This is a genomic window from Apibacter sp. B2966 (genome assembly GCF_011082485.1).
Taxonomy (GTDB): Bacteria; Bacteroidota; Bacteroidia; order Flavobacteriales; family Weeksellaceae; genus Apibacter.
Genome location: NZ_CP049714.1, coordinates 615653 through 639129, shown reverse-complemented (window position 1 = coordinate 639129; position 23477 = coordinate 615653). Strand labels below are relative to the sequence as shown.

General features: G+C 29.7%; 25 protein-coding genes and 1 tRNA gene. 15 read left to right on the top strand and 11 right to left on the bottom strand.

The annotated features are described in order from the left end of the window. Nucleotides 1-346 precede the first annotated feature (346 nt). The 5 genes from G8C43_RS02735 (at nucleotide 347) to G8C43_RS09965 (ending at nucleotide 2041) form a co-directional block, all read left to right on the top strand. Nucleotides 347-733 (top strand): hypothetical protein, encoded by a 387-nt coding sequence (locus G8C43_RS02735; protein WP_166003981.1) that lies wholly within the window; start codon nucleotides 347-349, stop codon nucleotides 731-733. Between the two features lie 152 nt (nucleotides 734-885). Further along, nucleotides 886-1041: a YjzC family protein gene (locus tag G8C43_RS02730; protein WP_166003980.1), complete on the top strand. Its 156-nt coding sequence runs from the start codon at nucleotides 886-888 to the stop codon at nucleotides 1039-1041. Nucleotides 1042-1126: 85 nt separating this feature from the next. Next, entirely contained in the window at nucleotides 1127-1354 is a 228-nt protein-coding gene (locus tag G8C43_RS02725) for a hypothetical protein (RefSeq protein ID WP_166003978.1), read from the top strand. Between the two features lie 58 nt (nucleotides 1355-1412). Further along, nucleotides 1413-1907, top strand: a complete 495-nt coding sequence (locus tag G8C43_RS02720; RefSeq protein ID WP_166003976.1) for a hypothetical protein — start codon at nucleotides 1413-1415, stop codon at nucleotides 1905-1907. Nucleotides 1908-1912: 5 nt separating this feature from the next. After that, nucleotides 1913-2041 carry a hypothetical protein gene (locus G8C43_RS09965; protein WP_255490400.1) on the top strand — a complete coding sequence of 43 codons (129 nt, stop codon included), beginning with the start codon at nucleotides 1913-1915 and terminating at the stop codon, nucleotides 2039-2041. Between the two features lie 309 nt (nucleotides 2042-2350). On the opposite strand, the gene G8C43_RS02715 is transcribed toward G8C43_RS09965, so the two are convergent. The 5 genes from G8C43_RS02715 to G8C43_RS02695 form a co-directional block, all read right to left on the bottom strand. Then, nucleotides 2351-2426: transfer RNA gene (locus G8C43_RS02715), tRNA-Met, on the bottom strand. A gap of 394 nt (nucleotides 2427-2820) precedes the next feature. Continuing rightward, complete coding sequence (locus G8C43_RS02710) at nucleotides 2821-3501, bottom strand: hypothetical protein (RefSeq protein ID WP_166003974.1); 681 nt, start codon at nucleotides 3499-3501, stop codon at nucleotides 2821-2823. A 93-nt stretch (nucleotides 3502-3594) separates the two neighbouring features. After that, nucleotides 3595-4611, bottom strand: a complete 1017-nt coding sequence (gene lpxK, locus G8C43_RS02705; RefSeq protein WP_166003972.1) for a tetraacyldisaccharide 4'-kinase — start codon at nucleotides 4609-4611, stop codon at nucleotides 3595-3597. 28 nt (nucleotides 4612-4639) lie between these two features. Beyond that, nucleotides 4640-5665, bottom strand: a complete 1026-nt coding sequence (murB, locus tag G8C43_RS02700; protein ID WP_166003970.1) for a UDP-N-acetylmuramate dehydrogenase — start codon at nucleotides 5663-5665, stop codon at nucleotides 4640-4642. After that, the gene (locus tag G8C43_RS02695; protein ID WP_160556762.1) at nucleotides 5662-6861 is read right to left on the bottom strand and encodes a pyridoxal phosphate-dependent aminotransferase; all 1200 of its coding nucleotides are present in this window, start codon (nucleotides 6859-6861) and stop codon (nucleotides 5662-5664) included. The genes murB and G8C43_RS02695 overlap by 4 nt, the downstream gene beginning before the upstream one ends. A gap of 234 nt (nucleotides 6862-7095) precedes the next feature. On the opposite strand from G8C43_RS02695, the gene G8C43_RS02690 reads away from it, so the two are divergent. From G8C43_RS02690 to G8C43_RS02680, 3 genes are all read left to right on the top strand, one after another. Further along, complete coding sequence (locus G8C43_RS02690; protein WP_160543134.1) at nucleotides 7096-7377, top strand: YtxH domain-containing protein; 282 nt, start codon at nucleotides 7096-7098, stop codon at nucleotides 7375-7377. 69 nt (nucleotides 7378-7446) lie between these two features. After that, entirely contained in the window at nucleotides 7447-7785 is a 339-nt protein-coding gene (locus G8C43_RS02685) for a phage holin family protein (RefSeq protein ID WP_160543133.1), read from the top strand. Further along, nucleotides 7772-8167 (top strand): hypothetical protein, encoded by a 396-nt coding sequence (locus G8C43_RS02680; RefSeq protein ID WP_166003969.1) that lies wholly within the window; start codon nucleotides 7772-7774, stop codon nucleotides 8165-8167. Before G8C43_RS02685 ends, G8C43_RS02680 begins: the two co-directional genes overlap by 14 nt. A 102-nt stretch (nucleotides 8168-8269) precedes the next feature. Here G8C43_RS02680 and G8C43_RS02675 read toward each other — a convergent pair whose 3' ends face one another. The 5 genes from G8C43_RS02675 to G8C43_RS02655 form a co-directional block, all read right to left on the bottom strand. Continuing rightward, the gene (locus tag G8C43_RS02675) at nucleotides 8270-8542 is read right to left on the bottom strand and encodes an HU family DNA-binding protein (RefSeq protein WP_160543131.1); all 273 of its coding nucleotides are present in this window, start codon (nucleotides 8540-8542) and stop codon (nucleotides 8270-8272) included. Nucleotides 8543-8695: 153 nt separating this feature from the next. Further along, complete coding sequence (locus G8C43_RS02670; RefSeq protein ID WP_166003967.1) at nucleotides 8696-9751, bottom strand: diphosphomevalonate/mevalonate 3,5-bisphosphate decarboxylase family protein; 1056 nt, start codon at nucleotides 9749-9751, stop codon at nucleotides 8696-8698. Then, nucleotides 9744-10757 (bottom strand): SDR family oxidoreductase, encoded by a 1014-nt coding sequence (locus tag G8C43_RS02665; protein WP_166003965.1) that lies wholly within the window; start codon nucleotides 10755-10757, stop codon nucleotides 9744-9746. The genes G8C43_RS02670 and G8C43_RS02665 overlap by 8 nt, the downstream gene beginning before the upstream one ends. Nucleotides 10758-10991: 234 nt before the next feature. Then, a complete protein-coding gene (locus G8C43_RS02660; protein ID WP_166003963.1) occupies nucleotides 10992-11996 on the bottom strand; it encodes an acyltransferase family protein in 1005 nt (334 codons plus the stop codon). A gap of 248 nt (nucleotides 11997-12244) precedes the next feature. Then, on the bottom strand, nucleotides 12245-12805 hold the full coding sequence (locus G8C43_RS02655) for a helix-turn-helix domain-containing protein (RefSeq protein ID WP_166003961.1): 561 nt from the start codon (nucleotides 12803-12805) through the stop codon (nucleotides 12245-12247). 129 nt (nucleotides 12806-12934) lie between these two features. Between G8C43_RS02655 and rpe the strand changes: the two genes are divergently transcribed. The 7 genes from rpe to G8C43_RS02620 all read left to right on the top strand — a co-directional run bounded on the left by rpe (nucleotide 12935) and on the right by G8C43_RS02620 (nucleotide 22793). Next, on the top strand, nucleotides 12935-13588 hold the full coding sequence (rpe, locus tag G8C43_RS02650; protein WP_166003959.1) for a ribulose-phosphate 3-epimerase: 654 nt from the start codon (nucleotides 12935-12937) through the stop codon (nucleotides 13586-13588). Between the two features lie 17 nt (nucleotides 13589-13605). Continuing rightward, nucleotides 13606-14484: a diacylglycerol/lipid kinase family protein gene (locus G8C43_RS02645; protein ID WP_166003957.1), complete on the top strand. Its 879-nt coding sequence runs from the start codon at nucleotides 13606-13608 to the stop codon at nucleotides 14482-14484. A 316-nt stretch (nucleotides 14485-14800) separates the two neighbouring features. Continuing rightward, nucleotides 14801-17563, top strand: a complete 2763-nt coding sequence (locus tag G8C43_RS02640) for a 2-oxoglutarate dehydrogenase E1 component (RefSeq protein ID WP_166003955.1) — start codon at nucleotides 14801-14803, stop codon at nucleotides 17561-17563. 28 nt (nucleotides 17564-17591) lie between these two features. After that, a complete protein-coding gene (gene odhB, locus G8C43_RS02635) occupies nucleotides 17592-18812 on the top strand; it encodes a 2-oxoglutarate dehydrogenase complex dihydrolipoyllysine-residue succinyltransferase (RefSeq protein WP_166003953.1) in 1221 nt (406 codons plus the stop codon). A 95-nt stretch (nucleotides 18813-18907) separates the two neighbouring features. Beyond that, nucleotides 18908-20218, top strand: a complete 1311-nt coding sequence (locus G8C43_RS02630) for a S28 family serine protease (RefSeq protein WP_166003951.1) — start codon at nucleotides 18908-18910, stop codon at nucleotides 20216-20218. Between the two features lie 317 nt (nucleotides 20219-20535). Next, nucleotides 20536-21360, top strand: coding sequence for a lysophospholipid acyltransferase family protein (locus tag G8C43_RS02625; RefSeq protein ID WP_160543121.1), 825 nt, complete (start codon nucleotides 20536-20538; stop codon nucleotides 21358-21360). An 86-nt stretch (nucleotides 21361-21446) separates the two neighbouring features. After that, nucleotides 21447-22793 (top strand): UDP-N-acetylmuramate--L-alanine ligase, encoded by a 1347-nt coding sequence (locus G8C43_RS02620; protein WP_166003949.1) that lies wholly within the window; start codon nucleotides 21447-21449, stop codon nucleotides 22791-22793. A 63-nt stretch (nucleotides 22794-22856) separates the two neighbouring features. Here the strand turns inward: G8C43_RS02620 and G8C43_RS02615 are convergent, their stop codons facing one another. Next, the gene (locus G8C43_RS02615; RefSeq protein ID WP_160543119.1) at nucleotides 22857-23378 is read right to left on the bottom strand and encodes an NAD(P)H-dependent oxidoreductase; all 522 of its coding nucleotides are present in this window, start codon (nucleotides 23376-23378) and stop codon (nucleotides 22857-22859) included. Nucleotides 23379-23477: the final 99 nt, after the last annotated feature.

The window sequence follows — 23477 nt, the reverse complement described above, 5'->3', positions numbered from 1 at the left end:
CTCGTTAGAATTGATTAAATATGAAAATATAAAGCTATTCTTTAAATTTATTATACATAAAAAATAGAGTAATAAATTTAGTTTCAAGTAGAATGTGATCTTAGATGATTTAAAGCAAGTAAAATCATATTATTATTTAATTACAAGGAAATAATAAAAGTTGTTAATCAGAAATTTAATTACAACAAACAAATTAACAAACAAATAAATTATTAAGAGTAATAATAATAAATATATGAGAACATATTGTATCTTATTCTTAATTAAATATTTTTAAGCAAATTTTTATAAAAAACTATATAAAATAAATTCAAAAATAATTATATTTGTTAAAAATAATTACATAATGTTAGACTTGAATTTTATTATACCAAGAGAAGGGGAGGGGTCAACTAAATTAACAGTTCATAAATCTGGTAAATTAGGTTTTTCAAAATCAGCAATTGAATTAATGAATGTGGATGAATATAGGTATTGTAAATTTGCGTTTAATGAAGGTATAGAAAACGATGAAAATATATACATGGTATTAAATAAAGAATCAGATGAGTTTTCATTTAGTATAAGTAAAGCGGGTGAATATTATTACATAAAAGCTAAAAACTTTTTATCAGATTTGAAGATTGATTATACAGACGATTCAAAAACGTATATATTTGATATATATAAAATGGATCATGAAGAATTAATTATTTATAAATTAAAGAAAAGAATTATTAAAAAGAAAAAATAAAAGCCAAGTAGTCACAGGAAAGGACTACAAGGCTCTTAAATTGTTAAGATGTTATTAACATCTTGTTTAAAGTACAACACAAAGTTAATAAATATTTTAATATTTAAGTTATTTTAAAGTCTTTCCATATTGTTTAATGTAAATTTTTGATTATGTATAAAACAGGTCAAAAATGTCCAGAAAGTGGAGTATATAAATGTTCTGAGCATCCGGATAATACAATTCCACTTTCAAAGGGTGAAACTTTTCCACCTTGTAGTAAAGGTAGAGGACATTCAGCAAATTGGATATTAGTTCGCAAAGCGTAACTAATAAAAAAAAGTATTGGTGAATAATAGTAGCCAATACTCTATTAATTAGATTTTTAACTACAACTTAAAAAACTTAAATAATATGGCGTATTATATTAACAGAAATGGTAATTCAGGAGTTAGAGCCTATGAAATAGGTGATAATTTTATTATTGTACATTTTTCAAATTTAGCTGTTTATGAATATAATTATCAAGTTACAGGCATTGAAAATGTGGAACAGATGAAACAATTAGCTATTAATGGTGAAGGATTAAACAGTTTTATTAATAGAAATGTTAAATTCAAATATTCAAGAAAATTAAGATGATAATTAATGAGGCTATTAAAGAAAATAGCCTCATTACTAAATTTATAATTTTCAATTTATGCGTAATAGAATATGGTCTGAATTGACACAATCTAAACACAATATAGAATTTATATGTTTATATATTGAATATCAAAACAATAAGATCAAGTTTTTCAATATCTTTACTTTAATTTTTTCATCAGCAGGAGTGATGGGGTGGAAATTTTGGGATTATATGCCTTTTATTTCTTGTATTATTATTTCGTTAGTTTCATTGTTAAAGTTAATAAAACCTCATTTTATACCTACTGAAAAGGAAATAATCAATATGGATAAAATTCATGAATTTTATGAGGATTATTATAATAAATTAGAAAAATTATGGTATAATTTAGAAAACAATATTATAAATGAACAAGAAGCTACAGATAAATTTTATAAAATAAAACGTACTGAGTTAGTTATTAATCCTATTATAAATAATGTTTTAAAAAATAAACCAAAAAAAATAATCGATAAAGCAAAAGAAAATTCTGATTCATATTTTAATCAAACTTTCATTAACAATTAATTATTATGGCAAAAAAAAGTAGATCAGCACGAACAGATTTATCTAAAGACGAAAACAGAAAACAACCTAATAATAATTCAATGCCTCGTTATAAAAATCCCCCACCAATACCTCCTAGTAAAAATAAAAAATAAACAATATTAATCTATTTGTGGGATATATTAACTAATCAATAATAATATTGATAAATTTAAGCTATATTTTGCAATTATATACTTTTTTTTAAAATGAGCATTGTGATCTAATGAATCAAATTAATAAATATAGTATTGATTTTTTAAGATTTTTTTAGGACAATAAAGCTATTTATAAATAATAATTTTTTAGTTTTTATTGATAAATGATTTTAAAACTAATAAAGTATAATTTTTTTTTAATTGAATTTGCTAATAATTAACTAAATAAAAAAAAGAGAATCAATATTCTTGATTCTCTTTTAAACTTGGTAGCGGGAACAGGACTCGAACCTGTGGCCTTCGGGTTATGAGCCCGACGAGCTACCTACTGCTCCATCCCGCGATGTTTGTGAGTGCAAATATACAACAAATTTGTTACAATGCAAGTTTTATTTAAAAATTTTCAGGTAAAAAGTGAATTTTTTACAATTAAAATAGAATTTATCTTGATAAAAAAGATAGTCCGCATCAAAAATAGCTGAGTTATAAGTAACTCTATCAACCCTTTATACACATAAGAGTTGAAAACGTTACATAACTTATTTAAAAAAGATTTAGTAGAAATTATTGATTGATTTATAATTACGTTTAGGTATTTACCAATAATGAACGATGGAGGCATTTAATTTTTAAGACTTTGCAATTAAAATCAAAATGTCAATAAATCAAATAAGAATATAATTTTAAAATTTCTCGATTTTATATTTTATAAATAAAAAAAAGAAACAGAATTTGTTCTACAAGGACTTTTGCAAAGCCTCAAACTCATCCCATCGATCTGTTGCAGCCAGTTCAGCCAGTTGCGGCCAATGACTTGGATTGTGTATACGATAAGAAGCACCTTCATAAAGCTCAAGAATATTTTTTAATGAATCTACAGATTGTTGAGAAAGTTGTTCCCAAGTATAAATGCCGCTTTCATTTAAAAAGAATTCAATACGTTCACCAATACCTTCAATAATTTTTAAATCATCTTTTTTAATGGGCGTATTTTCTTTATTTTCTTCATCAACAATACCGTTTTCAGAAGCAGAGAGGGTAGAGGTGTTTTCAAGCTTCTCTATGGGGCTTCTTCTGATTTTTCCACCGGTATATAAAACCTTCATGGTTTCAATTTTATCAATATGCGTGGCAATTTCGTTTTTTAATTGCTCATTTTCTTTTTCAATATCCGTAAAATATTTTTCCTCTTTTTTACCAAACAATAAACCTATAAAATAAAAAAGAAAAGCTGTGATCAATAAAGGTACGAATACCACAGAAACAGCTTTAAAAAAAGCCTTGGTATTCGGGTCATTATTGCTTAAATTTAATTTGCTTAAATCCAGATTTTCAATCCATATATACCAATAACTTGCCCCTAAAATCCATATTATTCCCGTAATAAGAAAAACCCAAAATAATATCTTTTTATTCATGTAAAGGTAATTTAATGTTAAAATTTTGTGATAAAGATAAGGAAAACCATTCAAATATAGATAAATATCTATTTCAAAGATGAGTACCTCTCATTATCCTGCGAATTTCGTTAGTAATTTTTTAAACTCTTCCGGTCTGTCTAATTTAATATTAATAGGAAGATAAAAAAGAATATCTTGCAGTTGTTGAAAATGTTTTAACCGCATAAAGTCTTTTTCAGTAGTTAAAATGACTGCTTTACCATCTAATTTTTGATAAGCTTTTTCAATTTCCACAATATCCGCTTCCGAAAAATTATGATGATCTTTAAATTGTAAATGAGTAACCGATGAAAATTTACTTTCCGCAAATTCCAATATATCCTGATATTTAGCTATTCCAGTTACTAATAGGATCTGATAAGAAAGCAGATCATCAATAGGTAAAGTTAAAGTAGAAGAGATTACCTGTTTTTCATATATGATAGTTGAAAAAAACAATGATTGATACGGTTGTAATTTTAATTTTCTTTCAATGGTCTTTTTATTTTCATCATCTAAATTTTCGGGACATTTGGTAACAACAACTATTTGTGCCCTTCTAGCACCGTATCTGCCTTCACGTAAACGTCCAACAGGTAAAATATGATCGTCATAATAGGGATGACTGTAATCTGTTAAAAGAATATTCAATCCCGCCTTTACATACCGATGTTGAAAAGCATCATCTAAAATAAAAAGATCAGGATTAAAATCCTTGATAAGATTGTCGATTCCATGGGCTCTTTTTTCGTCTACTCCTACAATTATTTTGTTTTTAAAACGTAAAAAAAATTGCATGGGTTCATCACCAATATCTTCATAACTGGTGGTATAATTTGCAAAGTGGAAACCTTTGGATTTCCTGCCATAGCCGCGGCTCAAAACGCCTATAAGATGAGTATCTTTCAACAATCCGATTAAATATATAACGAAAGGTGATTTACCCGTTCCTCCAACGCTTAAATTTCCTACCGTAATAATCGGTTTTTTATAACTTTTTGAATGTAAAAGTCCCCAATCAAAAAATTTATTTCTAATATAAGTAACCAGCCAATACAGACCGGCAAAGGGATAAAGGAATATCTTCATATTTTAATAAGGAAGCAAAAATATAAATTTATAAGATGATATTTACTTCTCGTTCTAATTGAATGTTAAAAATTTTATTAACATCTTCAATTATAGAGTTTGATAGTGATAAAATTTCTTCTCCGTCGGCATTATGCAGATTAACTAACACCAACGGTTGTTTTTCGTGTACACCCACGTTTCCGATTTTTTGGCCTTTCCAACCGGCTTTTTCAATTAACCAAGCAGCAGGAATCTTAACCCAAGTATCGGAAATGGTATAAAAAGGTATATTCGGGTAATTTTCTTGAATTTTAGTTAATTGATCGATCGTTATAATCGGATTTTTAAAAAAGCTTCCTGCATTTCCCAAAAGTGCGGGATCAGGAAGTTTACGTTTACGGGTAGCTATAATTTGATTTCTTACGTCCAGCAAAGAGGGTTCAGAAATATTATTTTTTATAAGTTCTTCTTTTATATCTCCATATGAGAGTTTAAGTTTATGTTTTTTAGTGGTTAATCGAAAAGTAACTTCAATAATGGCATATTTATTTTTTCCTTCATTCTTAAAAAAAGATTCTCTATATCCGAATTTACAATCTTCAGAAGAAAAAATCTCTATTTCACGGGATTTAAGATTAAGAGCTTTCAGTTGATAAAAAGAATCTTTCATTTCAACTCCATATGCTCCGATATTCTGTATAGGAGAGGTTCCAACATTTCCGGGAATAAAAGATAAATTTTCCAATCCTCCGTAATTTTTAGCTACACAATAGCTCACAAAAGAATCCCAGTTTTCTCCGGCCATAGCAGATACGAATACATAATTCTCATCGTTACCCGGCCTTTCTTGAATTCCCTTTAAATTAACTTTTATAACTAAACCGTTAAAAGCTCTTGTAAATAAAATATTGCTTCCTCCTCCTATAAATAATACAGGTAAATTTTGATTCTCAGAAAAATTTAAAGCCTCGTTGAGCTCTTCGAGTGTAGATATTTCCGTAAAAAAATTACAAAGCGCAGGTACTTGAAAAGTCGTAAATTTTTTTATATCCTTATTCTCCTGAACTATCATTGAAGTGAATTATATTTTTCTAAACCTTTTTTGATAATTTTTATGGATTGGGCAATGTCATCTTTATTGATTACATAAGCAAGTCTAACCTGTTTTTTGCCATGTTCATGGTTGGAGTAAAAACCTTGTGCAGGGGTAAGCATAACCGTACCGTTTTCATATTCAAAGTCTTTTAACATCCATAAACAAAAATCCTCAGCATTATCAACCGGCAATTCTACAGTGCAATAAAAAGATCCTTTGGGATTGGGACAAATTACCCCCGGGATTTCATTAAGTAATTTTACCAATAAGTCCCGTCTTTCCGAATATTCTTTTCTTACGTTTTCAATGTACGAAAGAGGTTGTTTATGTGCGGCATTGGCAATAATCTGTCCAATTAAAGAAGGGCTCAAACGAGCTTGGGCGAATTTTAAAGCTATTTCCAAAAATTTTGTATTTCTGGTAACTAAAAAACCGCAACGGATTCCACAAAGGCTGTAACGTTTGGATTCGGAATCTACAACTATCACATTGTCTTTAAGTTCAGGAAAATCTAATACAGAATGGAACGGTAAACCATCGTAAACATATTCTCTGTATACCTCATCGGATATAAGAAATATATCGTGTTTAATTGCTATATCTGCCAATTTTTGCAATTCCTCTCTTGAATAAAGGTAACCGGTGGGATTACTTGGATTGGTAATGAGAATTGCACGGGTTTTGGGTGTAATTACTTCTTCGAATTTTTCAATATCGGGTAATGAAAATCCGTTGTCAATAGTTGAAACAATGGGAACTATAGTAACTCCAATAGATTCTGCAAAACTATAATAATTTGCATAAAACGGCTCAGGAACGATAATTTCATCTCCATGATCGCATAAGCAACTTAAAGAAAATGAAAGAGCTTCAGACCCCCCGTTGGTAATAATAAAATTGTCTCTGGTTAAGTCATTGAATCCTAACGAGTGATAATAATCTTTTAGTGTTTCTCTATAATCAAATTTTCCTTCAGAAGGAGTATACGCATAAATATCAATATCAATATTTTTTAAAACATCAATGGAAGTTTGCGGGGATTTGATATCCGGCTGTCCGATATTCAAATGGTATACATGTAACCCTTTTTCCTTTGCTTTAACTGCATAAGGAGCTAGTTTCCTAATAGGAGACTCAGGCATATTTAAACCTCGTGAAGAGAACTTTGGCATAATTTTTTATGTTGTTTTGGAAATTACAAATTTATTGAGTAAATTTGTTTAAGGCAACAAAATTAAAAATAAGTTTTAAATTTTTAATTATTATAGTTTAAGCATATTGTATAAATAGTAAATTTATTTAAATGTTTAGCTAAATAATTGATAATCTTAGTTGTTTTTTCTTGTCTTAAGTAAAGTGCGAAAATTCTAAAAATAACATTATAATAATATTTAATAGTAATTAGTATGGGAAATAAAAATGCTCAAAATGTTTTAACCGGTATGGTATTAGGAGCTGTTGCCGGATTTCTTGCCGGTGTGTTAATTGCTCCTGATAAAGGTAAAAACACCCGTAAAAAAATAAAAAGAAAAGCAGAAGATTTAGGGGAAAGTCTTAAGGATTCTTATCATAAATATAAAGATGAATTGAAGGAGGGATATGATAAGTACAAAAAAGAGTTTAACAGAAAAAAAGATGAGACAATTGATCATCTCGCGGAGGAATACGATGAGTTGACCAAAAAATAATTACTGAAAATTTAAAAGAGTCTGTTTTAATGACTCTTTTTTAATTTTATCACTATATTTTAATAACTTATGTTAGGTTTTGTAAAAAAATATATCAATAATAGAATCGAACTTCTTAAATTGGAATTGACTGAGACTATTTCCGGTTTGTTGAGCATAGTAATTTTCATCATTATTGTTTTCAGCTTAGGAATGATGTTCTTATTTTTAGCCAGTATTGCTTTGGGAGTAATGCTTGGAACTCATTTTAATAATATGGGATTAGGCATTTTAATTATTTCTTGTATCTATCTCATCATTTTTATGATTCTTCTTTCCAATTATTCGAAAATCAAAAAATTTATTGAGAGGAAAATTATTGAATTACATTTAAATGTAAAAGAAAATGAACTTAATGACAAAAACTAACGGAAGATATACGTACGAAGATTTTTTATTACGTAAACGTGTATTAAAGGATGAGATTTCTGATATGGAGAATAAACTCTCCTTAAGTCATTTACCTGAAACCTTAGGTTTAGTTAATGATAATGTAGGAAACAAAGCATTAAACTTTGCTTCTAATTCAAATCTCTTAAAGATGCTAATTAATTTTGGAATAGGTTTCGGAACGGAAAAAGTAATTTCAAGGTTTGTAAATAAGAAATCTTTATCAGGGAAATTGATCATGTTGGCTTCTTCTTATGTTGTTCCTATGGTCATTTCTAGAGGTAGGAATATTTTATCATCTATACGTAACAGAAATGAAGTTAAAGCTCTGAGAAATTTTAATGAAGATGACGAAGTTTAGAAAGTAGTATTTTAAATACATATTAAATCCATTACAAAATAAATAAAAAGGCTGTTATAATAACAGCCTTTAATTTTTTTAAACTTAATTAATTTAGTTTATCTAGTTAACTGCAGAGGATAATTCTGCACCTGCTTTAAATTTAGCAACTTTCTTAGCAGGAATTTTAATTTTAGCTTTTGTCTGAGGATTAATTCCTTCTCTTGCACTTCTTTTAGAAACAGAAAAAGTTCCAAAACCTACAAGAGTAACTTTGTCTCCTTTTTTTAATGCTTTGGTTACATTATTCAAAAATGAATCTAAAGCTTTTTTTGCTGCTGCTTTAGTAATATCAGCATCAGCTGCAATTGCATCAATTAATTCTGATTTGTTCATGATGATTTAATTTTAATAAGGTTATTTATCTTAATTTAACAAAGGTAATATTTTGTTTGATATAAACAAGCAAATTCCCTCTTTTTTTCGTTCTAACAAAGAAGACTTTACATTTTTTTGTTAAGAATTAAATTGTTTTTTTATACCTTATGTTTAAAATAAAACCCTATCTAATATTAAATTTCCATTTTCAGTATATTTAATAAGATCATTTTTTATAAAACTGGTAATCAGACCTTTTTCTCTTTCAGGATAAAGCAAATGTATATTAGCTCCGGCATCCAAAGTAAAATATAATTGAGCGTTAGAATCGTGTCTGAATTTCCAAATTTTATCAATGATCGCCAAAGTGTTAGGCTTAATCAAAATATAGGGCGGGGTAGAAGTCATCATCATGGCATGAAGTGTCAATGCTTCATGTTCAACTATTTTACCAAATTGTTCCCAATCTCCGGATTGAATCAAATCGCAAACTTCAGATAAATTTTTATTTGCTTCTTGGAAACGTGTGGATGCATAGGGATGTCCTTTCATTAAATTATGACCAACGGAGCTGCTCACTTGTTTAGATCCTTCATGGACCAATAAAATGGTATCTTGAATTTCTTTAAATATAGGAGCTATTTCATAGGGAAAAGGAATAGCATATAAATCGGAAGTGGAAGGTATATTTGAGCTTTTACCCCATATAGCCAATCCCTTGTAAATTGATCTGCATGCACTTCCTGAACCTAATCTAGCCAAAAAAGAAGCTTTTCTTAACCTAAATTGTTCGGAATTTTTCTCTCCCAATAATTCGCTCATATTCATAAGGCATAAGGCCAAAGCACCAAATCCGGATGCAGATGAAGCAATTCCACTACTGTGAGGAAAAGAGTTTTTTGTATGTATAGAATATGAGTATTGGTCAATAAATGGTAAATACTTTTTTATAGATAAAAAATAGGTATGAATTTTAGCTGCGAAATTTTCTTGAATTTGGTCTTCAAGATATACTTTTACCGAAAAGGTATCGGATTTTTGAAATTGGATTGAAGTTTCCGTAAAACTTTCGGTAAGTGTGTAACTTATGGATGGATTAGCAGGTAATTGTAAATCATATTTACCCCAATATTTAACTAATGCTATGTTTGAACTGCATTTAGCGTTCACTTCTCCATTTTCTATATTTTTATACGTTTCAGATGGAATAAAATTTTCCTCAGTCATTATTTAATTTTTTATATTGTAGATAATTTTTAGCGTGAAATTTTAATGAATCTTGAATAGGTATGAATGCATACGACAAAAATTTTTTTATCTTGTCGTTGGAATAGGTGTTTTGAGAAGTCAATGCTAAGTAAACAGGCTTACTTATAGTTTTCTTACCGGGTAAAAATCGAGACAATACGGATAACCTTTTTAACAATGAATTAGATATTTTAATAGGAGGTTTCCTGTTCAATTCTTTTCTTAACAGGCACATGAGGTTTTTATACGATATGTTGTCTGCAGTTAAAATAAATTTTTCATTACTTATTGAAGGATCATCCATAAGTCGTATACAAATATCGGCGACATCCGAAGCATCAATACATCCGGTGATCCCCGAAGTATAAAAGGCTCGATTTGCATATGCCTGATCATAGAGTAATCCATTGCCTCGTTTCCAATTTCCGGAACCTAATACGATACCCGGATATACAACTAACACATTTAATCCTTCTTGAGAACCTCTCCACACTTCCATTTCAGCTCCGTATTTTGAGCAAGCATAGGAAGAATGATTGAATTTAAAATTCCACTCAGCATTTTCATTAATTGAAGAATCTTCAAAGTTGGAGTCTAAGGTGGCGATTGAACTTATATAACAAAATTTATCTATTTTATGATTAATAGATAAATTAACCATATTTTGAGTTCCTTCAATATTTATCTTGCGTAATTCTTTTTTATCTTTTTCATCAAAACTAACCTTTCCGGCAACATGATATACTTTTGTTACATCTATAAAAGCTTCTTCCAGGGAAATAATATCAAGAATATCCCCTTTAATCCATTGTAAAGAATCATATAATTTGTTAAATCTTTCCGGTTCGTATAATTTAAACAAGTTGAAAACTTCTTGTTTAGAATCTTCCGATCTATATAAAGCTTTAACTTGGTTACCTTTTTCGGCTAACTTTAATAAAAGATAGCTTCCTACTAAGCCCGTACCTCCTGTAACTAATATCATAATGGATTGCTAAATTACAGCTTTTTAATTTTATTTATTAGTGAAATTAGCTTAAGTTTTGAAAATATACAGTAGGTAGTTTGAATAAAAAAATAAGCTTATTATTTATCAAATTAAATAATATACAAGTAAATTGCTTATTAAAAAATTATCTCTAAAAAATTTATATAAAATATGAGTATTTTAAAAAAAGGTGTATAACAAAAAAATGCCTGTATTAAACAGGCAATTTTTTTATTTTTTTTGAAAAAACATAATTGGACTCATCCAATATTGGACCGGTTTTATTTCCGATAAGTATAAACTTATAAAGCTTATAACCATTGCTAGTGGAAAATCAAAAAGAATCGGGTAGGTAATATCTAAAGGAGGAAGTAAATACATCCTGATACCGGATATTATAAAAATAACACAAGGATGCACCAAAAATATTCCCAACGAATATTTACCTAATTTATAAAATCGATCAGTTGCTAAATTTATTACGCAAGTAATGCTTATCATACTAATTAAATAGAAAGATGCTCTATATAAAAATCCCTGTAAAAGAGTCGGATAAGTACTTTTATAAGATCCTTCCCCAAAAGTAGCCATCACGAAATAAAAAAGGTTTTTAGCAAAGTATAAGCCGGTAAATATGGCTAATAAAATAACAACGGGTATAATAGGATTAACTTTTCTGATCTTATTGAACATTTGTTCATTGCAATAATAACCTAATACAAAGTACGGAAAGAAGGTAATTACTCTGAAGGCATTTAATTGGATATCTATAAAGCCAAACAGTAAAGGTATAATTAGTGAAAGACTAAACACTAATGGGAATTTTAAATTTAACTTAGCAATATAGTAAACAAGTAATCTCCAAACTAATAAACCAACCACATACCAAAGCCCTCCATAAGGAAGAATGAAAATCGAAATAATTTTTTGAACAATATTAAATTGATCCGCAGGAAGGGTTACTGCTTGTACAGTTATGAAAGGGATGGAATAAGTTAGCTGTGCTGCTAAGTAGGTGAGTCCTAAAGATTTAAATGATTTGATATATTTATCCCACGTAATGTTTTTTGAAAAATAGCCGGATATAAATATAAAAAGAGGCATGGTAAAAGTAGAGAGAAAGCTAACTAAAACTGCTGTTCCTCTATCTTTGTAAAGGTTTTCGGTAGTATGAGCATATACTACAAAACAAACTAATATAAATTTCAAAGAGTCAAAGGTCTTATTCCTGTTCATTGTTAAAAAGCAATTAAATTAACGACGACAAAACTATAAATATAATAGTAAAAGTCCAAATTAATAAGTATATTATAAAAAATTTTATTTCAAGCCTAAAATTTTATATGAAATTGAATAAAAATAGATAAATATCATAAATTTAATATCTTATAAACATAAACTTTAGTAAATCATTTTATATTTATATGCTAAAATAATATAATATTTAAATAAATAAATTAATATATAATAATAAATGGGAAATATTATATTATTTTATCTATACTTTTTCTTGTTTTTATTTTTTGAGCTTTAAATTGAGAGGGTGTTAGTCCGGTTACTTTTTTAAATTGCGCAGAAAGGTGAGCTAGACTGCTGTATCCCAGTTTATAAGAGATTTCCGATAAATTCAATTCATCATAAGACAATAATTCTTTTACGGTTTCAATTTTTTGAAGAATGATATAATGTTCAATGGTAATGCCTTCAGAAGAAGAAAAAAGTTTGCTTAAATAAGAATAGTCTTTGTTTAATTTGTGGGATAAAAATTCAGAATAAGTTATCGATGGTGCTGTATGTTCTCGAATCTGTGAAATTAACAGAGATTTAATCTTTTCAATTATTTTTTGATTAGAATCACTTATAAGCTCGAAGCCCAGCTTTTCTAATTTATCACTAAAAATATGCTCCTTTTCTTTGCTCAATTCCTCATTTAAAATAACCATCCCAAGCCTAACAGTAACCGGCTTAATATGAATTTCTTTTAAAATTTCCTCAACCGCAAAAATACAGCGATCACAAACCATATTTTTAATATATAAATTCATAAATGAAATTTTATACAAATGTAATGCCTAAATTCTTCCTGTAAAGTGATGGATAGTAAGTCACACTCATTTTCGGCTAAATTTCAATATCGATTAGTAAATAGTTTTTTATAAATTTGTATAAAAAAAATGGCACTACTAGCACCTTCCATCCTTTCGGCAAACTTTGGAAATTTAGATAAGGATGTAGAAATGATCAATTCGAGCGAAGCCGATTGGTTTCATATAGATATCATGGATGGAGTATTTGTCCCTAATATTTCTTTTGGATTTCCGGTTTTAGAAGCTGTTAATAAAAAAGCTAAAAAAAACAAAGATGCTCATTTAATGATTGTAAATCCGAGTCCATATTTTCAAACTTTTAAAAATTTAGGTATAGATTATATTACGGTTCATTATGAAGCCTGTATCCATTTACACCGGACTATTCAGGAAATTAAAAATTTAGGTATGAAAGCCGGAGTGGCTTTAAATCCGCATACTAATATAAGTTTATTGGATGATACTATCCAAGATTTGGATTTAGTGTTAGTGATGACTGTAAATCCCGGGTTTGGAGGACAAAAATTTATTGAAAACTCATATAAAAAAATAGCCTCTTGTAAGGATCTAATTATTCAAAAAAATTCACAAGCATTAATACAAGTTGACGGAGGAGTCAGTCTCGAAAATGCTAAAAAGCTAACAGATGTTGGAGCTGATGTATTGGTTGCCGGAAGTAGCATTTTCAATGCGAAAGATCCCATACAAATGATCAAAGATTTAAAAAATAGTATCAACTAAGTTCATAACCCATTAAAATGAAAGACAAAAAAATTCATTTTATAGTTAATCCTATTTCAGGTAAAGGATTAGGTAAGAAAGTAAAAAATAGGATAGAAGAACTTTTTGCAGACTATGATAAAGAAATCAAAGTAACAAGAAAAAAAGATGATGGATATAAATTTGCATTGCAATCCATTAAAGAAGGAGCCGACATTATTGTAAGTTGTGGTGGTGACGGAACACTTAATGAAGTAGCTACTGCCTTACTTAATAAAGAAATCCCCTTAGCAATCGTTCCGATAGGTTCCGGAAATGGATTGGCCAGACATTTACATATTCCACTTACTTATGAAGAAGCATTACAATCGTTGAAAACTTCCCAACATACTAGTAAAAAAATTGATTGTGGAAAGATTAATAATATATATTTCTTCAGTAATGCAGGTATAGGCTTTGATGCTCATACTGTGAAAGAATATGCTCATCAAAAGAAAAGACAATTAGCAGGATATGTTAAAAGTGCTATCGTAAGTGTTTTTAAATATAAGCCCATTCAGATTGATATGCATTCAGAAACGAAAAACTTCAAGGGAAAAGCCATGATGCTGAATATCTCTAACAGTAATTGCTTAGGATACGGGTTTTCCATTTCGCCAAAAGCTTCTTTGCAGGACGGTAAATTTGATGTTAATTTGATAACTGAATGTTCCTGGGGAGCATTTGGTTTAATCGGTATGGGATATTTATTAAATACTAATATCGGAAGTAAGAAGAAAATATTTTTTAAATCCAATCAATTAGAAATTGAATTTGATGGAAAATATTTACAAATTGATGGAGAATTTATACCCACCAATGCTAAAAAACTAACAGTTTCCTTATTACCTCAATCACTTAAAGTTTTAGTAGCTTAAATATATAACCTATAAATTAATATACTTAAAATAGTTTAAAGTTATTTCTAAAATATAGATAAATTCTAGAAATGTTAAAATTATCGAATAACTAAAATTTGGATGAATAGGGTAGTTAATGAGGAATTTATATAGAATATTAATGTATCAACACACATACAAACTAAAAATAAGAATCTTATTTTCAAAAAATAATTGATCACTTGCCACCAATAAATTTATAATATAAAAAATATTTACTTTGAAGATATTATCAAAATCAGTAGATTTGAACCTATACAGTAAATAAAATATACCCGTTAAAGCAAAAAATAAAATGGACCAATTTTCATTTTTAAATGCAATCAATTCAGAATACATAGATGAGTTGTATCAAAAATATTTGAAATTTCCCGATAGCATAGAACCCAGCTGGAGAAGTTTTTTTCAAGGATTTGATTTTGCCAGAAAATCCTACAATGAAACTTCTAAATATAATCAATATAGTGAAAAGGAATATTCAAATGAAAAAGGAATTTCTGAAGATATCATAAGAGAATTTAAGATAATAAATTTAATAAACGGGTATCGAACAAGAGGGCATTTATTTACTAAAACCAATCCGGTCAGGCAAAGAAGAACCTATACCCCCGATTTAAGCATAGAAAATTTCGGACTTAGCGAGTCAGATTTATCTGTACCCGTCAACGGTAAAATTATAGGAATAGAAGGAGAATATACTTTAAAAGAAATAATAGATATACTTAATAAAGAATATTGCAGTTCCATAGGAATTGAATACATATATATTAGAAAACCCGAAGAAATCCGTTGGATTCAAAATTGGATAAAGCAAAATTTTAATCAGCCCCTTTTAGATGTAGAAGAAAAGAAAAGAATATTAAAAAAGCTTTCACATGCCGTTGCCTTTGAAAATTTTTTACATACAAAATTTGTCGGACAAAAAAGATTTTCATTAGAAGGAGGAGAAACTTTAATTCCCGCATTAGATGAAATAATTAACCATTCCTCAGAACTGGGAGTGGAAGAAATCGTTATCGGAATGGCCCATAGAGGAAGATTGAATGTTTTAGCCAACATATTTAATAAATCGTACTCGCAAATATTTAATGAGTTTGAGGGTAAAGATTATTCAGAAACTATTTTTTCAGGAGATGTAAAATATCATTTAGGATCATGTAATAATTATAAAACTAAAAAAGGTAAAACCGTTAAAATAAGTTTAGCTCCCAATCCGTCGCATTTGGAAACCGTTGATGCCATAGTGGAAGGAATTGCGAGAGCAAAAACAGATCACGAATATCAAGAAGATTACGGTAAAGTCATGCCTATACTAATCCATGGAGATGCAGCCATTGCCGCTCAAGGAATCGTATATGAAGTAATTCAAATGATGAACTTAGATGGCTATAAAACCGGAGGAACCATTCATATTGTAATTAATAATCAGGTAGGATTTACTACCAACTATTTAGACGCACGTTCCAGCACCTACTGTACAGACATAGCTAAAACGGTTTTATGTCCGGTATTGCATGTAAATGCAGATGATGCAGAAGCAGTTATCCATGCAGTACGATTTGCTTCGGATTACAGGAATACCTTTAATAAAGATGTTTTTATTGACCTTTTAGGTTATAGAAAATATGGACATAATGAGGGCGATGAACCTCGTTTTACACAGCCTCAATTATATAAAATAATTGAAAATCATCCGAATCCCAGAGAAATATATCGAGCAAAACTTGAGAAAGATGATATCATTACGCAAAAAATGGTGGCTGACGATGATGAAGAATACAGGAAGTTACTGGATAAAAATTTGGAAGATTCCAAAGAAATGGAACAAGCGACCGTTGAATTATTCATGCAGCAAGAATGGAAAGATTTTGAAAGAGTAGGAGCTGCCGAGCTTTTAACACCCATAGATACAACTTTTCCATTGGAAAACTTGCGTACCATAGCCCATCAAATTACGGAAATACCGGAAGGAAAAAACCTCTTTAATAAAACCAAACGTTTATTGAAACAAAGGCGGGATATGATTGATGTTACCCAAACCATAGATTGGGGGATGGCAGAATTGTTGGCTTACGGTTCGCTGTTAACGGAAGGACATCATGTCCGATTATCCGGAGAGGATGTTGAACGAGGAACTTTTTCACACCGTCATGCAGTGATTAAAACGGAAGACACCGAAGAAGAAATCATCTTATTAAACAGCTTGAATACCAAAGCTAAATTCTATGTTTATAATTCTTTGCTGTCAGAATATGGAGTTTTAGGATTTGAATATGGATATGCCATGACTTCTCCTTTCTCACTTACAATTTGGGAAGCCCAATTTGGAGATTTTGCCAACGGAGCACAAATTGTAATTGATCAATATATTTCTGCTGCTGAAGATAAATGGAAAATGCAAAACGGATTGGTTATGTTACTTCCGCATGGTTTTGAAGGACAAGGAGCAGAACATTCTTCGGCGAGGATCGAACGATTCCTATCTCTTTGTGCCAATGGAAATATGTATGTAATAAATGCAACTACTCCGTCGAATTTATTCCATTCTTTAAGACGACAATTGAAAACTGATTATAGGAAACCGTTGATTGTTTTTTCTCCTAAAAGTTTACTAAGACATCCTCAAGTAGTGTCTACCCTGGAAGAATTAGCAGAAGGAGCCTTTGAAGAGGTTATCGATGATTCAAAAGCAACTAAGATAGAAAAAATAACTCGTGTCGTTTTATGTTCAGGAAAATTATTCTATGAATTGGATAAGAAAAGAGAAGAACTAAAAGAGGATCGAGTGGCATTGGTACGTATTGAACAACTCTATCCTTTACATTGGGATAAAATCCAACAAATATTACAAAAATATTCCTTTCAAAAAGAGTTAATTTGGGCACAAGAAGAACCCGAAAATATGGGAGCTTGGTGGTACATACTCAAAGAATTTAGAAAATTCAATATTGAAGGAATTTATACAGCCGAAAGCGGTTCTCCTTCACCGGGTTCACACAAACGATACGATAAAATACAAAAAAAATTAATCAATTCTGTGTTTGAAAATATAAAATAAACCATTAAAAAATAAAATATTTGAACTTATGATACTTGAAATGAAAGTTCCCTCTCCCGGGGAATCAATAACAGAAGTAGAAATTTCAACCTGGTTGGTTAAAGAGGGAGATTATGTTGTAAAAGATCAGGCTATAGCGGAAATAGACAGCGATAAAGCCACTTTAGACCTTCCGGCAGAAGCTTCCGGCAAAATATCTTTGAAAGCTCAAGAGGGAGATACAGTTCAGGTAGGACATATTATATGTTTAATTGACACGGATGCTGTAAATCCAATTCATGATAAAAAAGAAATAGTAACCAACGAAACAGAAACAACTGTTCCTATTCAAACTACGGAAAATTCTAAAGAAAGACCCGCCAATTCATATGTAAAAGGAACTTGTTCACCGGCAGCCAGAAAAATAGTTAAAGAAAAAAATATTTCTCCCGAAGATATTCAAGGAACCGGTAAAAATGGAAGAATAACAAAAAATGATGCCTTACAAGCAGTTCCATCTCTTGGTAATTCTACAGGAAATGGAGTCAGAACGTACCAATCAGTTAAATTATCGGCACTTAGAAGAAAAGTAGCCGAAAGATTGGTAACCGTTAAAAATCAAACCGCCATGTTAACTACTTTTAATGAAGTGGACATGAGTGAAATTTATCGTATAAGGAATGAATATAAAGAGGTATTTAAAAATAAACACAATGTGAATTTAGGATTTATGTCTTTTTTTACCCTTGCTGTTGTAAGAGCATTGCAACTGTTTCCTGATGTTAACTCTATGATTGACGGAGAGAATAAAATAACCTATGATTTTCAAGACATAAGCATAGCTGTGTCCGGACCTAAAGGATTAATGGTTCCTGTCCTTAGAAATGCGGAAACCATGACATTTAGAGGAGTAGAGCAAAATATAAAGACCCTTGCGGAAAAAGTGAGAGACGGAAGAATTACCGTGGATGAAATGACCGGAGGAACATTTACCATTACCAATGGAGGAGTTTTTGGTTCTATGTTATCTACCCCGATCATCAATCCACCACAAAGTGCAATTCTTGGAATGCACAACATAATTGAGCGGCCCATCGCAAAAAATAAACAAATTGTTATTGCTCCCATGATGTATGTTGCCCTTTCTTATGATCATAGAATTATCGATGGTAAAGAATCGGTTAGCTTTTTAGTGGCTGTGAAAGAAGCACTTGAAAATCCATTGGAACTATTGATGAATAATAACATAAATAAAGCATTTGAATTATAAAAATCTATACAACCGCTTATAGCGGTTTTTTTATGAACCAAAAACGTTTTTATACTAAGAATAAATCCATAAAATAAAGCATATAATATTTTAATATGAAAAGAATACTCTTTGTCTTTACTCTATTATTTTCGTTTCATATTTTATCAGCTCAAGAGTCAGACAGAAAAAAACTGGAAGAATTTCTTTCGAAGCAACAAGATATAACCTATGAAAGGATTGAAACTTATAAAGGAGGACCTTTACAATATAAGTTACAAATTAAACAACCTTTAGATTGGTCGAATAGCCATACCGGTTATTTTAATCAACAAGTCATTTTGACTCATACAGGCTTTGATCGGCCTATGCTCATGGAAACGCAAGGGTATGGGATGTATGATGTTAAAAATGAATTGCAGCAAATCTTAAATTCTAACGATTTAAATATTGAACATCGATATTTTGGAACTTCAATACCCGATTTGTCAATATTTAACTGGAAATATTTGACTCTTTATAATGCAGCTCATGATATACACCATATAAATACTATTTTTAAAAAAATATACGGTAAAAAATGGATCAGTACAGGTATAAGCAAAGGAGGACAGACAACTATATATTATCGATATTTTTTTCCTGAAGATGTAGATGTCTCCGTTCCATATGTGGCTCCGATAAATTATTCTTTGGAAGATTCGCGAATATATAGTTTTTTAAACTCGGTGGGATCGGAAACTTGCAGAAAGAAAATTAAAGATTTTCAACTGTTTATGCTAAAAAATGAAAAGGAAGCCTTAAAATATGTACAAGCCTATTCTGATATAAAAGGTCTTACCTTTAATTATTTGGGATCCCTAGGCAAAGCTTTTGAATATACAGTATTGGAATATCCTTTTTCATTTTGGCAATGGGGATATTCTTGTGATTCCATTCCTCAATCAAACGAGGTTGCGAAGGGAGTGGATTATCTTATAAAAGCCGTTGATATAAGTTTTTTTAGTGATCAGGAAATTAAGCAATATGCGCCACATTATTATCAAGCAGCCTTAGAAATGGGATATTACGGATATGATATTTCACCATTTAAAAATTATTTAAACTATTTTACTGAAAATCCTTTAGCAACATTTCCTCCTAAAGAAGCAGGAAAAATCACGTATAGTCCGAAACTCACCAAAAAATTAGAAAAATGGTTAGATACTCAGGGTACTAATTTCATATATATTTATGGGGAATTAGACACATGGAGCGCTACCAAAGTTATCCCTTCTTTAAAAACTAATTCCATTAAATTAGAACTTCCCGGAGCAAACCATGCTTCAGCAAGAATCGCAAACATGGATCAAGTGATGAGAAATCAGTTGAGCGATTCCTTATATCAGTGGATAGGGATTAGACCTAATTATAGTTTATTAAATTAATTATTTTATATTTTTAAAAAGAAGTAACTAATAAATTTATTAAAATATAAATAGGAAACTAAATTTAAATTTTTATTTTATCTTGGAATAGAATTTGTATTTAAATGATTTAATTGTAGGATATTTCTTTTTTTAATAAAAATAGAGATAAATACAGGGTTAATTAAAAATACTTTCGTTTTAATTAATATTTAATTAACAAGAATTCTATATATAAATTATAATTTTGTGTAATCATTAATGTACTAATAATACGGATTGAATTAATTATAAATTTAAAAGTAATAAATTTACAATTTTAAAACCTTGGTGTAAAAATGGAAAAAGGAAAGAAGAAGAATAGAATATTTAGAGATGCGTTTGGCCATTGGTTTATCTTAAAAAGATTTCTTATATTCACCTTTGGGGTTATATCGTATAATAGATTCAACGGATTTAATAAATTAAAGCTTAAAGGAACTGAAAACCTGTTAAAGCTTCCCGATACCAATGTATTGTTCGTATCCAATCATCAAACCTATTTTGCGGATGTATTTGCCATGTATCATGTATTTTGTGCCGTAAAGCACGGATATATTGACACCATTAAAAATCCTGTTTATCTTTTAGATCCGAAAGTAGATTTATATTATGTGGCGGCAAAAGAAACCATGAATAAGGGATTATTAGCCAAATTATTTTCTTTAGCAGGAGCAATTACTGTTAAAAGAACTTGGAGAGATGCAGGAAAAGATGTCAATCGAAAAGTAGATATGAATGAAATAGATAATATTTTGCAAGCCTTGGATAGCGGATGGGTAGTTACCTTTCCTCAAGGTACGGTAACTCCTTGGTCACCCGGTCGAAGAGGAGCGGCAAAAATTATCAAAAAAAATAAACCCATTGTAATACCTGTTGTAATCGATGGATTCAGAAGAGCTTTTGATCGTAAAGGCTTACTTGTTAAAAAAAGGGGGGTTGAACCCAAAATGACATTTAAAGCTCCTTTAGACATCGATTATGAGAACGAAGATTCAAATGAAATTTTAGCTAAAATCATGATAGCTATAGAACAAGATCCAAGTTTTTTAAAAGTCAAATCGGTAGAGGAACTGGAAGCAGAAAGGGAAGAAGAAAAGACCCGATCATTTTTTGAACTATAATTTATTACAGAGATAAAAAAAGGCAGTAGTATTTAGCTGTCTTTTTTAGTTTAAAAAAGTATCTTTGTTCTGAAAAATATCGGTAAATGAAAATACATTTTATAGCGATAGGTGGAAGTGCCATGCATAATTTGGCTTTGGCCTTGGCTCAAAAAGGCTACACTATTACAGGTTCTGATGATGCAATTTTTGAACCCTCCCTCTCAAGATTAAAAAAACAAGGTATAGCACCCAATTCATTGGGGTGGTTTCCCGACAAGATTACTCCGGATATAGATGCAGTAATTTTGGGAATGCATGCACATTCAGATAATCCCGAACTTCAAAAAGCAAAAGAATTAAATTTAAAAATTTATTCATATCCTGAATTTCTATACGAACAATCTAAAAATAAAACCCGAGTAGTTATCGCAGGTTCTCACGGTAAAACCACGATAACCTCCATGGTTCTTCATGTACTTAATTATCATCAGGTAGATGTTGATTATATGGTTGGTGCTCAGTTGGAAGGATTTGATACCATGGTGAAGCTCACAGATACTAATGAATTTATGATTTTAGAAGGGGATGAATATTTATCTTCACCGATCGATTTACGTTCAAAATTTCTTTTGTATCAACCTAATATAGCTTTACTCAGTGGGATCGCCTGGGATCATATCAATGTATTTCCAACTTTTGAGTCTTATAAGCAACCCTTCCTAAATTTTGTAAATACGATAAGTCAAGGAGGTGCTTTAATTTATAATGAAGAAGATAAAGAAGTTGTAGAGGTAGCAGAACAATCTAGTAACTATCTGAAAAAGTTTCCTTATCATACACCCAATTATGTAATTAAAGATGAAAAAGTATATCTTCAAACTTCTGATGGAGAATTACAATTGTCGTTATTTGGTAGACATAATCTTTTGAATTTAGAAGGTGCACGATTGGTTTGTAATCAAATAGGTATACAAAATGAAGCGTTTTATGAAGCAATACTATCATTTAAAGGTGCTTCACGAAGATTGGAAAAAATATACGATACAAATGAATACATAGTATATAAAGATTTTGCACATGCACCTTCTAAAGTAATGGCAACGGTCAAAGCGGTTAAAGAAAATTTTTCCAATAAACGATTGGTAGCTTGTTTAGAACTCCATACATACAGTTCACTAAACCCTGAATTTTTAAAACAATACAAAAACACATTAGACAAAGCTGATGAAGCACTTGTTTTTTATAGTGAAGATGCTTTAAAAATCAAAAGAATGGAACCAATTTCAAAAGAACTGATTATAAATTCTTTCGAAAAAAATAATTTACAAGTCTTTACAGATCCTGTTATATTAGAAAACTATTTAAAAGAAATCGATAAAAATAACAGTATTTTTTTAATGATGAGCTCCGGAAATTACGGCGGAATAAATTTGGACTCAATTTTTAAATAAAAACAAAATACATTATATCATAAAAATCTTTCTTTTCGGAAAGATTTTTTTATGCGATGAATTTTATAAGCCTTTTATAAAGGATATATATTCGTCTATGCTTTTATCCAAAGTACCATTATCAGCTGCATAATAAGAATTATATAACATATAATATCCCCTAAAATTCGAACTAACATAGGCTGCCGTGAGTTTAATAGGCAAAATTAAATCTTCCAAATTCAGATTTTTATTATCTTTAAGATCGTCTTCACTTATACCGGCAGACAATGCTAATGCTATTTTTTTATCTTTTAATTTATCCCCTTTAGATCCATAGGCCCAGCCATAAGTAAATACCTCATCGATCCAACGTTTTATTAAACCGGGTACATTAAACCAATATATTGGATATTGTAAAATTAAGTTTTCATGGTTTTCAATTAACTTTTGTTCTTTTTGAACATCGATTTTATAATCCGGATATTCATAGCAAAGATTATGAACTGTAAAATCTTTCGGATATTTTTTTAATTCTTCTGACCATCTTTTATGAATTATCGATTGATTTAAATTGGGGTGACCATTAATAATTAATGTTTTCATCTTTTTTAATTTGATTATAGTTTTTATAAATTATATATTGTAATCATTGTAAATATATTAATTTAAAATCAAATTTAATATAATTATGAATCAATATTT